This window comes from Inhella proteolytica, assembly GCF_016093275.1.
Taxonomy (GTDB): domain Bacteria; phylum Pseudomonadota; class Gammaproteobacteria; order Burkholderiales; family Burkholderiaceae_C; genus Inhella; species Inhella proteolytica.
Genome location: NZ_JAEDAK010000014.1, coordinates 76,761 through 90,094 on the forward strand (window position 1 = coordinate 76,761; position 13,334 = coordinate 90,094).

Consider the following 13,334-nt stretch of genomic DNA (forward strand, 5'->3'; position numbering starts at 1 on the left):
GCCCCACCGAGTGGGCACGACAAATTCCAGGGAGATTGAATGGCTTCGATTCGTCAACGCCTCTGGCTGGCGCTGGCCAGCTTGTGCGCGGGCTTGATCGCCTGCGGCGGGGGCTCCCGAGCGCCTGCCCCGACCCCGCTTCCCGACACGCTGAGCCTGCAGGCGCCGCAGCGGGCCGAGGCGGGCGAGCGCATCACCCTGCAGCTGTCTGGCCTGGCCGGCGCGGCGAACGCGCAGGACCTGAGCTGGGACTGGCAGTTCGGCGACAGCGGCACCAGCAGCTCGCCCGTGCAGGTCGAGCATCCGTTCGCCCAGCCCGGCCAGTACGAGGTTCGCCTGACCCTGCGCAACGGCGCGGGCCAGCAGCGCACGCTGCAGACCCGTGTGGAAGTCGGGCATTTCCAGCGCCTGATCGGTCGGGACTGCAGCCAGACTGACTCGCGCGGCTGGTGCTGGCAGATGCCCACCCGGGCGGTGCATGAAATCCATGACATCCACTTCGCCGAATCCGGATGGGGCCTGGCCGTTGGCGCTACCGGCCAGCTAAGCCGCAGCGAGGATGGCGGGCGCAGCTGGGTCGTGCTGCCCAGCCCCACATCGGCGGCGCTGCGCTGGGTGCGCGCGGGGGCGAACGACACCGCCTTTGCGGTCACCGAAGACCTGCGCCTGCTGGCCAGCGAGGACCGCGGCATGCATTGGCTGGACCGGGGCCGCTTGCCGCTGGGCCGCCTGGGGGATCTGTGGCTGCACGGTCCGCGCACCTTGATTGCGAGCGGCACGGCCGAAGGGCCGTTCGCCTTCCTGCAGGTCGCCGTCAGCACAGACGGAGGCAGCAACTGGCGCAGCGTTTCCGCCTTTGCGAGTGCCGTGGGACAGGGTGGCCAGATCTGGGATCGCTACTGGCAGGCCGTCAGCCTCGACCTCGGACAGACCTGGCACGGCCCCGGCAACTTCGACACCCCCGTTCTGGCCCTGGCCAGCAGCGGCGCGCTCCGGGTGGATCGCATCACCTCGGATCGTGGCCAGACTGGCTTGCAGGCGCTGCGCCATGGCCGCAGCGAGGACGGCGGGCTGCAGTTCAGCAGCGCGCCCATCGAATGGCCGCCCGAGTTGCCAGCCGACAGCCTCCTCAAGGCCCTGCGCCTGGGGCCGGGTGGGCAAGGCATCGCCTTGTTCGAGAGCGGTGGCTACTTCAGCGCAGCGGGGCAGGAACTGACCCGCCTGGTGCTGAGCAGCCGCGATGGCGGTGCCAGCTGGCAGCCTGTGGGCGCACCGCTGGCCGATCAGCTCAACCAGTTCTGGGAGCACGAGCCGCTGCTGGACAGCGGTGCGGTGCAGTTCGTGCAGGCCGGCACCACCATGCTCTGGGACACGCGCAACACCGCAGCGGTGGCGGTCCAGGTACCCGGCGAGCCCGGCCGGCCGCAGACGCTGCGCCGCAGCGGCGCGGACACCCTGCTGGCCGGCTTTGGCGAGGGGCGCGCGTGGCGCTGGTATAGCTCGGCAGACCTGGGCCGCACCTGGCAGCCCCTGCCCGGCAGCGCGGGCGCCGAAGACGAGCATCGCCGGATTGACGGCCTTGGCTTCTTCGACGCGCAATCGGGGCTGATGCTCAAGAGCGATGGCAGCGTCTGGCGCAGCGAAGACGGTGGCCGCAGCTGGGCCTGGGCCACGGTGCTGGGCCCAGCCACTCGCACCTTTAGCCAGCTGCAACTGCGCAAGTCCGGCGAGGCCTGGGCGCTGGCCGAGGGTCGGATCTTTCGCTCGCAGGATCGCGGCCTGCACTGGCAGGAGCTCGGCAGCCCTGGCGAAGTGGTGAGCGTGCTGCGCGTGCTCGACGACTCAGCCGCCTTCAAGCTGACGGTGAACTGTCCGGGGCTCAGCTCCTTCTGCAGCAACAGCCTGCATCAAAGTGCCGACGGCGGCCGTACGTGGCAGGCCTTGCCGGCCTTCGGCAACATGGTGGACTTCGACTTTGCCAATGCCAGGCAGGGTGTGGCCCTGACCCAGGCGGGCGAGCTGCTGCACAGCCAGGACGGCGGCCAGCATTGGGAGAAAGCCCCTGCCGAGGCTGGGCTGGAGCGCGGTCGGGTGCGCTTCGATCGCCTGGGGCGCGCCTGGGCCTTGCCGGCCCTCGGCCAGCCGCGCGTGCTGCGCAGCGTCGACCAGGGGCGCAGCTGGACGACCATCGCCCTGCCGGCGCAGCCCGAGCCGCTGACCCGCACGACCGGCCTGCTGGACATCGCCTTTGGCGACGCGCAGACCGGCTGGATCAGCGGCGAGCGCGGTTTGCTGTTCAGCACGCAGGATGGCGGCCAGACTTGGCAGCGGCAGCAAAGCGGCAGCGAGCGCCGCCTCGCCACCCTGTTTGCACTGGACGCCCAGACCGTCTGGATCGCCGGCGGCGCACCAGAAACCCTGCTGAGCACCGCCACGGGCGGACGCTGAGCGGGCCGCTCAGGCGGTGAACAAACCCAGGTCGCGCGCAGCAAAGCGGCCGATGTTGGGGGCGATCAGGGCCAGCTCGCTGTCTGCCACCCCCATCCAGCGCGCCAGTGTGGCGGCGAGCTGATCGACGCTGGTGCTGGGAATCAGGCGGCCCTGGCCCACGTCGTCAGGCCCGTTGTGGGCCAGCACGGGCCAGTTGCCCCAGAAGCGCTGACCCCGCAGCGCGCCGCCCAGCAGCAGTTGGTGGCTGCCCCAGCCGTGGTCGCTGCCATTGCCGTTGCTGGTGAGCGTGCGGCCGAATTCGCTGGCGGTGAAGGTGGTGATCTGGTTGGCCACGCCCAGCTCCACCATCGCCGCCTGGAAGGCTGCGAGCGCGCCGCCGATCTGCGTCAGCAGGCCCGGGTGGTTGGCCGTCAGGTCATCGTGGTTGTCAAAGCCGCCGAGCGAGACCATGAAGACCTGGCGTTGCACGCCCAGGGCGCCGCGCGCGGCGATCAGGCGCGCCACCACTTGCAGCTGGCGCGCCAGGCCCGTGGCCGGGAAGGTGGTTTGCAGTGCACTGGCCCCCGCCAGCGCGGCGGCCACACGCGCCTCGGCGTCGATGGCGCGGCCGGCCACCTGGGTGATCTCGTTCTGCAGCCAATGGCCACGCGGTGTGGTCAGCAGGCTGCGCAGCGCCTGCTGGCAGGCGGTGGAGCCAAAGAGCGCGGACTTGACGCCATTGATGGGCACCGCGCCATTGGTCGAGACCTGGTAGCGGATGGCCTGATCGCCCGCCAGGTAGACGGCATTGCCGCTGGTGCTGATGCAGGTGAAGGCCGCGGTGGCATTGCTGGCCAGGAACAGATCGCCCAGCGCACCGCCCCAGCCGCGCGTGGCGCCCTCGGCCTCGCTGCTTTGCCAGACGGACTGCTGGTCGTTGTGGGAGAACAGGCGCGGCGGCAGCGGCACCGAGCGCGCTTGGTACTGGGCCTTGCTGGTGGGCGCGCGCAGCGGGCCGACGTTCAGCAGCACGCCCATCTGGCCATTGTCGAACCAGGGCTTGAGGGGCGCGAGCTGCGGTGCCAGCGCCAGCTGGGTGCCGCCGGACAAGGCCAGGCGCGGCGTCAGGGCCGTGGCGCTCAGGGTGTCACGCGCCAGGCCCAGGCCGGCGCGCAGCGTGGTGTAGCTGGCGTGGCCGGCGGTGTCGTAGGGGATGACGGTGTTGCTCTGGTCGTTGCCGCCGTAGAGGAAGACGCAGACGAGGGCCTTGTAGCCGCCGCTGGCGTCGGCCGCGGCGGCCTCGCCCAGTGCGGCCAGATTCAGAGCCCAGGGCGCGGCGGCGCCGGCCAGACCCAGCTGACTGGCGCGGCGCAGAAAGGCGCGGCGGCGCAGTTCGGGCAGGCGGTTGATGTGCATGGCGAGCTTTGCCTACTGCTGGATCAGGTAATCGGGGCTGGCCAGCACCAGCAGTTGGGCGGCGCGCACGCGGGCCAGCTTGCCGCTGTCGGTGCCGGCGCTGATCTGGCCCACGGCCGTGGCCAGCTGACTGAGCACAGCGCCCGGAATGGCATTGGCCGCCAGGTGCAGGTTCAGCGCGGCCAGCAGTGCGGCGGCATCGGCGGCGAGTGGGATCAGGGCCGAGACATCGGGGCGCAGATCGCCCACGCCATTCGTGATCCAGTTCTGCATCGTGTTCAGGTAGCCCGCGATGCTGCTTTCGTTGAGCAGTTGGAACTCGGGCACGGTGACAGCCTGCGCGGCCAGCGGCCCGCCCGAGGGCACATAGCCGGGGCGGAAGAAGTTGAAGACCGTGGGGCTGCGGAAGGGGCTCTGGCCCAGGCGGGTGGCGGGGTCGGAGGTGTCGCCGATGGCCCAGAGGTCGCCCGGCGAGTTCAGGCCCAGGGTGCGCGCCCATTGCACGAAGCGCAGCACCGGTTCGCGCAGGCGGCCGCCTTGCACCCCGCTGGGTGCGGCGCGCGCCTCGGGGTCCAGCAGCACGGCACGCAAGGTGGCTTTCAGGTCACCGCGCTGGCCGCGGCCGTTGTCGTTGAAGGCCGCCGCCACGCGCGCCACATAGGCCGGGCTGGGGTGACTCTGGGTGAAGCGCTGGATCAGCTGGCGGCCGATGAAGGGGCCGACGTTCGGATGGTTGGCGAGGATGTCCAGCGCCTGCTGCAGCGCGGCCGGGCCATCGGCGCTGGCGGGGATGGTCTTACCGAGCACCTGTTTGTCGCCGCCGGCAAAGCGGCTGGCCACATGGATCATCGGGCGCTTGACGTACTCGTAGTCGTCGTTGCCGGCGCGGTTGCTGTCCCAGCCGGTGAACACGCGCGCCAGCTGGGTGATGTCGGCCTGCGTGTAGCTCTCCACCGGCTGGCCGCTCACGCGCTGCGGCGTGCCGTCCGGGTTCAGCAGCAGCAGGCCGATGGAGAACAGCTGCATCACCTCGCGGGCGTAGTTCTCGTCCGGCACGCGGCCGGTGGCCGGGTCTTCCTTGCGGTTGCCACGCAGGTTCAGGTAGCTGCCCATGGGCACGCTGAAGGTCACCGCCTCCAGCAGCTGGCGGTAGCTGCCAAACGCGTGCTGCTCCAGCAGATCGGCGTAGTGCGCGATGGCCAGACCACGCCAGGGGATGGGCAGGCCATTCATCGAGACCACCAGGATCTCGGACAAGGCCAGGGCCATACGCTGGCGCACCGGGTCGGTGGCGGTCAGCAGCTTGCGCCAGATGGCCGCGTCAGCGCCGTTGAAGTTGTTGCTGTTGGCCTCGACGGCATAGCCCTTGGCCACCATCCAGTCGTAGCGGCTGCTGCCTTCGGGCGGACGTGCCAGCTGCGCGTCCAGCCAGGGTGCGATGCCCTGCGCCTGGACGGCGGCGATCTCGGCGGGGCGGGCATCCAGCCCGGCCTGCAGCAGGAAGCGCGCGGCCTCCGCCGCGGCCAGGCTGGGTGGTGCCGGTGCGGGTGGGGGCGCCGGCGTGGGAGCCGGGCTGGGGGCGGGTGAAGGGCTTGGCGAAGGTGCCGGCGCCGGGGGTGGGCTGGGTGCTGGCGGCGGAGCGGGAGCCGGTGCGGGGGACGGTGCGCCGCCGCCACCCCCGCCACCCCCGCCACCCCCACCGCAGGCCGTCAGCAAGGCGGCGGCGCCCAGCGCGCCCAGCAGGGCTTCGGAGCTCAGTTCGGGCGCCGGAGCCTCGGCCACGTCCACTTCATTCGGCACTGGGTCTTGCATGCGCCGAATGTAGAAGCGGCCGCTCCAGGCGGCCGCTTCATTCTGTTAACGCTGGGATTCGGTCAGATCAGCGGCACGCCGGTCTTGCTCTGCACGAACTCGCGCGTCACCTCGGGGGCCAGCTCCACCAGCTTCAGGCCGGTCGGCGTCACGTCCATCACCGCCAGGTCCGTGATGATGCGGTGCACCACGCCCACGCCCGTCAGCGGCAGCGTGCACTTGGGGATGATCTTCAGGTCCTCGGTGCCATCCTTCTTCTTGGCCACGTGTTCCATCAGCACCACCACGCGGGCCACGCCGGCCACCAGGTCCATGGCGCCGCCCATGCCCTTAACCATCTTGCCGGGGATCATCCAGTTGGCCAGGTCGCCGCTGCCGCTGACCTGCATGGCGCCCAGGATGCTCAAGTTGATCTTGCCGCCGCGGATCATCGCGAAGCTGTCGTGGCTGCCGAAGATCGAGCTGCCCGGCAGCGTGGTCACGGTCTGCTTGCCGGCGTTGATGAGGTCGGCATCCACTTCCGCTTCCGTGGGGAAGGGGCCGATACCCAGCATGCCGTTCTCGCTCTGCAGCCAAACTTCCTTGTCCGCCGGCACATGGTTGGCCACCAGGGTGGGGATGCCGATGCCGAGGTTCACGTAGAAGCCGTCTTCCAGCTCCTGGGCGGCGCGGGCCGCCATTTGGTCTTGGTTCCAGGCCATCTCAGCTCCTCACGGTGCGCTTTTCAATGCGCTTCTCGGGGGTGGGGTTGTGCACGATGCGGTGCACATAGATGCCGGGCAGGTGGATGTCGTCCGGGGCGATCTCGCCGACCTCGACGATCTTCTCCACCTCCACCACGCAGACCTTGCCGGCCATGGCGGCGGCCGGGTTGAAGTTGCGCGCCGTCAGGCGGAAGCGCAGGTTGCCGGCCTTGTCGGCCACGTCGGCCTTGATGAGGCTGAGCTCGGGGCGCAGGCTGCGCTCCATCACATAGGTGTGGCCGTCGAACTCGCGCAGCTCCTTGCCTTCGGCCACCAGGGTGCCCACGCCGGTGCGTGTGAAGAAGGCCGGGATGCCGGCGCCGCCGGCGCGCAGCTTCTCGGCCAGCGTGCCCTGGGGCGTGAACTCCAGCTCCAGCTCACCGGCCAGGTACTGGCGCTCGAACTCCTTGTTCTCGCCCACGTAAGAGGAAATCATCTTCTTGATCTGGCGCGTTTCCAGCAGCTTGCCGAGGCCGAAGCCGTCGACACCGGCGTTGTTGGAAATCGCGGTCAGGTTCTGCGCGCCGGTGCGCTGCAGCGCGTCGATCAGCGCCTCGGGAATGCCGCACAGACCGAACCCGCCCACGGCGATCAATTGACCGTCGTGGACGAGGCCCGCCAGTGCCGCATCGGCGCTCGGGTAGAGCTTGTTCATGGGCAGCCTCGTGAAGAGAGGGCGCGAGCTTACGCGAAACCACCCGTAATGCTGCACTGCAACACTGTCCGGGATTCAGGCACACCCCTGCCCGGCCGAAGCCAGGCTTTGCCGGGGCGCAAGCCAGACAATCCGGGCTCAACCCCCTGCCCACCATGACCGAATCGCCCCGGGTGCTGTCGCTCATCCCCCCGATGACGCAGCTCAACACCCCCTACCCCGCCACTGCCTACCTCACCGGCTTCCTGCGCCGCCAGGGCGTGGATGCCCGCCAGGCCGATCTGGCCCTCGCCCTGGTGCTGCACCTGCTCAGGCCGCAGGGCCTGCAGCGCCTGCGCCGTGCGGCCCAGGCGGTGGCCCAGCCCAGCCCCAGCCTGCAGTTCCATCTGCAGGAGGCCGAGCGCATCGCCCAGGTCACGCCCCGGGTGCTGGCCTTTCTGCAGGGGCGCGACGCCACGCTGGCACACCGCATCAACAGCCGCGCCTACCTGCCCGAAGGGCCGCGCTTTGCGCCGGCCGATGCCGGCATCCCCGGCCAGGAAGACGAACCCGACCCGCTGGCCTGGGCCTTCGGCACCCTGGGAGCGCAAGACCGCGCGCGCCACCTGGCCACCCTGTTCCTGAATGACCTGGCCGATGCGATCCGCGAGGCCCTGGACCCGCGCTTCGAGTTCGTGCGCTACGCCGAGCGCCTTGCCATGAGCCAGCCCAGCTTCGACCCGCTGGCCGAGGCCCTGGCGGCGCCACCCACCGTGGTGGATGAAGCGCTGCAGCAGCTCACGCTCGAAACCATCGAAGCGCACCAGCCGCAGGTGGTGTTGCTCTCCTGCCCCTTCCCCGGCAGCGTGTACGGCGCCTTCCGCATCGCCCAGGCGATCCGCCAAGCGCACCCGCACATCACCCTGGTGCTGGGTGGCGGCTACGTGAACACCGAGTTGCGTGAGCTGGCCGAGCCGCGCGTGTTCGACTACTTTGACTTCGTCACCCTGGACGCTGGCGAGCGCGTACTGCTGGCCCTGCTGGAACACCTCAAGGGCAAACGGGGAAAAAGCCGGCTGGTGCGCTCCTTCTGGCGCGAGGAAGGTCAGGTGCGTTACCAGGCTGGCCTGGGCGAACCCGAGGTGCCCTTCGAGGACGTGGGCACGCCCACCTGGGACGGCCTGCCGCTGCAGGACTACCTGAGCCTGCTCGACATGCTCAACCCCATGCACCGGCTGTGGAGCGACGGGCGCTGGAACAAGCTCACCGTGGCCCTGGGCTGCTACTGGAAGAAGTGCAGCTTCTGCGACGTGGGGCTGGACTACATCGGCCGCTACGAGGCCACCACCGCCGAAGTGCTGGCCGACCGCATCGAGGCCATCGTGGCCGAGACCGGCCAGACCGGCTTCCACTTCGTGGACGAGGCCGCCCCGCCCAAGATGCTGAAAGCCCTGGCCGATGAACTGATCCAGCGCCGCCTGGACATCAGCTGGTGGGGCAATGTGCGCTTCGAAAAGACCTTCACCCCGGCCCTGGTGGAAAAGCTCGCCGAGAGCGGCTGCATTGCCATCAGCGGCGGCCTGGAGGTGGCCAGTGACCGGCTGCTGAAGCTGATGAACAAGGGCGTGACGGTGGAGCAGGTCGCACGCGTCACCAAGGCCTTTGCCGACCACGGCGTGCTGGTGCATGCCTACCTGATGTACGGCTTCCCGACCCAGACCGCGCAGGACACCGTCGATGCCCTGGAGTACGTGCGCCAGCTCTTCGAAGAGGGCTGCATCCACAGCGGCTTCTTCCACCGCTTTGCCTGCACCGTGCACTCGCCCGTCGGCCAGAAGCCCGAGGAATTCGGCGTGCAGCTGATCCCGCTGCCGCCCGGAACCTTTGCCAAGAACGACATCGGCTTCATCGACCCCACCGGCGTGGACCACGACCGCCTGGGCCTGGGCCTGAAGCGCGGGCTCTACAACTTCATGCACGGTGTGGGGCTGGATTGGGACGTGCGCCGCTGGTTCGAGGAAATCCGCGTGCCCAAGCCCACCGTCAAGCGCGGGCACATCGCGCGGGCGCTCGGCGTCAGCGCTTGAAGGCGATCTCCACTTCCACTTCCCGGGCGGCCGGCAGGGGCTCGAAGCGCCACTGCAACACCGCGCGCTCGGCCACCTGACCCAGCCGGCGCGGCACGCCTTCCACGGCACGCGCGCTCTGCACCTTCCCGTCGGTGCCCACCATGAAGCGCAGCTTGACCACCGGGCTGCTCGCCCCCAGGGTGGCCTGGATCTGCGGCGTCAGTTCCGGCGCCACGAAGTCCACCAGCTTCAGCTCAACCTCCTGTTCTTCGGGCTCCGGCTCGGGCGTGGGCGGCGGCGCCGCGGCGGCGGGCGGTTGAACCGGCGCCCCAAGCGCAGGGCGGGCCGGGTCTTCCGCCGCCGCACCCTGCGGCCGGCTTGCCTCCGGCGCAATTTGCGGCACGGTTGCCGGCGCAGAGGCCAAGCTTGGCGCCGAGGCCTGCGCCGCTGCGACGCCGGGCTCGGGCGCGGCGGGCTTGCTGCGGGCCGTTGGCGTGGCGTCCGAGCGGGCAGGGGCCAGCCTGGGGCTTGGTGCCGCGGCGCTGGGTGCCGCTGCTGGTGCGGCGCTGGGCTTCTTCACCGTCTGGAACTTGATGAAGCTGAACACCTTTTCCGCATCGCGCTTGGCACGCTCGGCGTCGCTCAATCCCTTGCCGCCGTCCTGCGCCAGCGCCGAACCCATGACACCTACCCCCAGCACCCACCACCATCGCATGACATGACCCTCGTGACGAAGCCCTGGCGGACCGACAGCGGGAACTTAACGTCAGAACGATGACAGGCGCTAGCGCACGGCCCCGCCCCGCGCGCCTGTGCACACGCCGATGGCGCAAAACGCGGGTTTGCCCGCGGCAATGGGTTTGATTACACCCGTAAACTTAACGCGTTTACATCAGTAATCAATCACATGAAGCTCCCCATCAGCGAGGCCGAGGCCCAGGTCATGGAAGTGCTGTGGCAGCGCGCGCCACAGGCCACCGATGAAATCGCCGCCGCCCTGGCCGGTCAGCAGGACTGGCAGCTCGCCACCATCAAGACCCTGCTGAACCGCCTGCTCAACAAGGGCGCCATCGCCGCGGACAAGGACGGCCGGCGCTACCTCTACCGGCCCCTGCTGGCGCGCGAGGACTGGGTGGGCAGCCAGAGCATCGGCCTGCTCGACCGCCTGTTCGGCGGCCAGCTGGCGCCGCTGGTGGCGCAGTTCAGCAGCCAGAGGAAGCTCAGCGCGGCCGACCGCGCGGCGCTGCAGAAGCTGCTGGCGGAGAGTGGTGATGAGTGAAGCCCTGTTGCTGCAGCAAAGTCTGCTGCTGAGTGGCACCGTGGTAGCCCTGCTCTTGCTGCGCCCCTTGCTCAAGCGCTTGGGCGGCGCCCCGGCGCTGTACTTGGGCTGGATGGCGGTGCCGCTGGTGTTGCTCAGCCCCGCCCTGCCCCGGCCTGCGGCCACGGCACTGCCGCTGGCTTACACAGTCCAGTTGGGCGGCTGGTCAGCGGCCGCCGCCACGGCACCCGCTGGCGCCGCCATCCCGACGGCCCTGCCTTGGCTGAGCCTGTGGGCGCTCGGCGCCTTCGCGCTGGCGCTGCTGCTCGCCGGGCGCCAATGGCAGTTCCAGCGCCAGGTCCGCAGGCGCCGCCTGCCGGCGGGGCACAGCCCGGCCTGGGTCGGCCTGCTCAAGCCGCGCCTGCTTCTGCCCAGCGACTTCCGTGCGCGCTTCTCGCCCGAAGAGCGCTGCCTGATCCGTGCCCACGAGCGCGTGCATGCGCAAAGGCAGGACAACCTCTGGAACCTGCTGGCCGCCCTGCTGTGGCTGCTGCACTGGTTCAACCCGTTGGCCTGGTGGGCGCTGCGGCGCTTCCGCGCCGACCAGGAATTGGCCGCCGATGCTGCCGTGCTGCGCGCGCAGCCGGAGCAGACGGGACGCTATCTGCGCACGCTGGCCAAAGCCCAACCCGGTGCGGCGACGCCGCTGGCCATCAGCCCCTTCGCGCCCCATCCCTTGATCGAAAGAATCACCATGCTCCAGTCGCTTTCTCGCCGTGTCGCCCGTCCCTGGCTCGCCGTGCTGAGCTGCCTCGCCCTGCTGGGCAGCGCCTGGGCTCTGACACCCCCTGCAGCGCCGGCATCCGGACCTGCGGGGCAGAACCTGACCTATGCCGTGAGCAGCTATGTGAGCGATCGCCTGGTGGATGTGCAACGGGTCGAACTGGGCAGCCCGGGCCAGGCCTCGGTGCGCCTCAGCAGCTTCAAGCAGAAAGACTTGCTCGTGACCCTCAGTGGCCAGGCCCAGCAGGCCGACCGCTCACAGCGCGTGCACGCCTATCTGAACCTGGGTTTTCCGAGGGTGACGATGTCAGAGGCCGAAGGCCTCATCAGCGTCGGCAAGCCGCTGCAAATCGCCGTCGACGAGCCCGAGCTGCGCCAGCAGCGGGCGGTGGTGACGATCGATCGCGTGGAACCGGGCCAGGGCGGCCTCAGCACTCCTGTGGACCCGGACCAGTCGGGGGCGGTGGAGCTGGAGCTGCGCGCCTTTGTAGACGGACAGTCCATCGACACGGTGCACACCCGTGGCGACCTGGGTCAGGACACCCGGATCGAATTGGGCCGCGACGGCCCCCTGCCGATCGCCGGAAAGCTGCGCATGCAAGCCCGGCTGCCCGCCTACCTGGACCTGCGCTTCGAGCTGCAGGTCGGGGGCCGCAACTTGCAGCCGCGGCTGATGGTCCCCAACGGTGAGTTGGCCACGCTGGAGTTCAACTCCGAAACCGATCGACGTGTGGTGCGGCTGGAAGTCAGGCCCCGCCGCATCATGCCCTGATCACTCCCCGCGCCGCAGCCGCCGCAAGCCCCAGGCCACCGCCCCCAGCACCGGCAGCACCGCCAGGGCCACCAGCGCATCGGCCGAGGGCCACCAGGCTGGCAGGCCGGGCAGCTTGGCCAGCGCCTTGGCGCCGTAGCCCACCAAGCCCAGCGCGTAGTAGCTGATGGCGACGACCGAGAGCCCCTCGACGGTCTGCTGCAGCTTCAGCTGCGCCTGCTGGCGCGTGGCCAGGGCGCGCAGCAGTTCCTGGTTGCCCTGCTCGCGCTGCGCCTCGATGCGCACACGCGCCAGGTTCACCGCGCGGTTGATGCGCTCGCCCAAAGCGCCCAGGCGGCGCTCGGTGCTCTCGCAATAGGCCATGGCCGGGGCGAAGCGCCGGCTCAGGAAGCCGCTCAGGGTCTGCACGCCCATCATGCGCTGCTCGCGCAGGTCGTCCAGGCGCTGGCGCACCAGGGCGTGGTAGGCCCGCGTGGCGGAAAAGCGGTAGCCGCTGCGCGCGCTGGCGTGCTCCACCTCGGCGGCCAGCGCGGTCAGCTCGGCAAAGGCGGCGGCGTCGTCGGTGTCGGGTTCGTGCGCCAGGGCGTGCACGGCGGCCTGCAGGCGCTGCTCCAGCGCATCGAGCCGCTGGGACTCCTGCTGCGCCAGCGGAAAGCCCTGCATGGCCAGCATGCGGTAGGCCTCGATCTCGCACAGACGCTGCGCCTCGCGCGCGGCCTGGTCGCGCGGCAGGCCAAAGTCCAGCACCACGAAGCGGGTGAAGCCGTCGGGGCCGAGCTGCAACTGGGTCAGCAGCGCGGCATTGCGGGCGTCGCCGATGAAGGCGCCCATCAGCGGGGCGCTGTCATCGCCGCCACCGCCTCGCAAGGCCTCGCGGCATTGGCCGAGCAGCTCGTCGTCGCCGCGCGCGGCCAGCATCAGCACATGGGTGGCGGCAATCAGGCGGCCGGCGTCGGGCTTCTGGAACTCGGCCAGCAGGGCCTGGGGCAGGTCGTCCAGGGTACCGATCTGCTGCAGCGCGGTGCGCGCCTGCAGCGGGTCCTGCGGCCAGGTCCAGGCGCTGAGCGGGCGGTTCAGCTGCCAGCTGACGAACTCGCCATGGCGCTCGAACTTGAGCTCCCAGCCCGGGCCGGGCACGCGGGCGTGGCGCTGGCCGGGCAGCGGGTCGGGTGCACCCACCCAGCGACTGAGCGCCAGGAGCGCAGCGTCGGCGCGCTCGCTGGCCATGTCGGCCAGCGCCCAGTACGACACCACACAGGGCGCACGCGCCGGCAGCGCGGGGCGGGCATGCAGTTCCTGGTGCAGCGGCAGGTCCGAACGGGTCGGGAAGGCGGTCGGACTGGGTACGGGGCGCTCCATGCGCCGATTCTGGGTGCCGCGCGTGAAAACCCGGCGTCAGCGGCCTTGGTGCCTGGGC

At 70.2% G+C, this 13,334-nt stretch carries 10 protein-coding genes; 4 read left to right on the forward strand and 6 right to left on the reverse strand.

Features of this window, described 5'->3' with window-relative positions; all coding sequences use genetic code 11:
• The first annotated feature begins 39 nt into the window (after window positions 1-39).
• Window positions 40-2,448, forward strand: coding sequence for a YCF48-related protein (locus I7X39_RS17750; protein WP_198112504.1), 2,409 nt, complete (start codon window positions 40-42; stop codon window positions 2,446-2,448).
• 9 nt (window positions 2,449-2,457) lie between these two features.
• On the opposite strand, the gene I7X39_RS17755 is transcribed toward I7X39_RS17750, so the two are convergent.
• The 4 genes from I7X39_RS17755 to I7X39_RS17770 all read right to left on the reverse strand — a co-directional run bounded on the left by I7X39_RS17755 (window position 2,458) and on the right by I7X39_RS17770 (window position 7,056).
• On the reverse strand, window positions 2,458-3,846 hold the full coding sequence (locus I7X39_RS17755) for a DUF1501 domain-containing protein (RefSeq protein WP_198112505.1): 1,389 nt from the start codon (window positions 3,844-3,846) through the stop codon (window positions 2,458-2,460).
• A gap of 12 nt (window positions 3,847-3,858) precedes the next feature.
• The gene (locus I7X39_RS17760) at window positions 3,859-5,658 is read right to left on the reverse strand and encodes a DUF1800 domain-containing protein (RefSeq protein ID WP_198112506.1); all 1,800 of its coding nucleotides are present in this window, start codon (window positions 5,656-5,658) and stop codon (window positions 3,859-3,861) included.
• Window positions 5,659-5,720: 62 nt separating this feature from the next.
• A complete protein-coding gene (locus I7X39_RS17765; protein WP_198112507.1) occupies window positions 5,721-6,359 on the reverse strand; it encodes a 3-oxoacid CoA-transferase subunit B in 639 nt (212 codons plus the stop codon).
• A gap of 1 nt (window position 6,360) precedes the next feature.
• Window positions 6,361-7,056 (reverse strand): CoA transferase subunit A, encoded by a 696-nt coding sequence (locus I7X39_RS17770; protein ID WP_198112508.1) that lies wholly within the window; start codon window positions 7,054-7,056, stop codon window positions 6,361-6,363.
• 155 nt (window positions 7,057-7,211) lie between these two features.
• On the opposite strand from I7X39_RS17770, the gene I7X39_RS17775 reads away from it, so the two are divergent.
• Entirely contained in the window at window positions 7,212-9,122 is a 1,911-nt protein-coding gene (locus I7X39_RS17775; protein WP_198112509.1) for a B12-binding domain-containing radical SAM protein, read from the forward strand.
• On the opposite strand, the gene I7X39_RS23725 is transcribed toward I7X39_RS17775, so the two are convergent.
• Window positions 9,112-9,819, reverse strand: a complete 708-nt coding sequence (locus I7X39_RS23725) for a TonB family protein (protein WP_198112510.1) — start codon at window positions 9,817-9,819, stop codon at window positions 9,112-9,114. The genes I7X39_RS17775 and I7X39_RS23725 overlap by 11 nt on opposite strands.
• A 192-nt stretch (window positions 9,820-10,011) precedes the next feature.
• Between I7X39_RS23725 and I7X39_RS17785 the strand changes: the two genes are divergently transcribed.
• Both I7X39_RS17785 and I7X39_RS17790 read left to right on the forward strand, forming a co-directional pair.
• Window positions 10,012-10,383 (forward strand): BlaI/MecI/CopY family transcriptional regulator, encoded by a 372-nt coding sequence (locus I7X39_RS17785; RefSeq protein WP_198112511.1) that lies wholly within the window; start codon window positions 10,012-10,014, stop codon window positions 10,381-10,383.
• The gene (locus I7X39_RS17790) at window positions 10,376-11,917 is read left to right on the forward strand and encodes a M56 family metallopeptidase (protein ID WP_198112512.1); all 1,542 of its coding nucleotides are present in this window, start codon (window positions 10,376-10,378) and stop codon (window positions 11,915-11,917) included. The genes I7X39_RS17785 and I7X39_RS17790 overlap by 8 nt, the downstream gene beginning before the upstream one ends.
• Here I7X39_RS17790 and I7X39_RS17795 read toward each other — a convergent pair whose 3' ends face one another.
• Window positions 11,918-13,276, reverse strand: coding sequence for a DUF3422 domain-containing protein (locus I7X39_RS17795; protein ID WP_198112513.1), 1,359 nt, complete (start codon window positions 13,274-13,276; stop codon window positions 11,918-11,920).
• Between the last annotated feature and the right edge of the window lie 58 nt (window positions 13,277-13,334).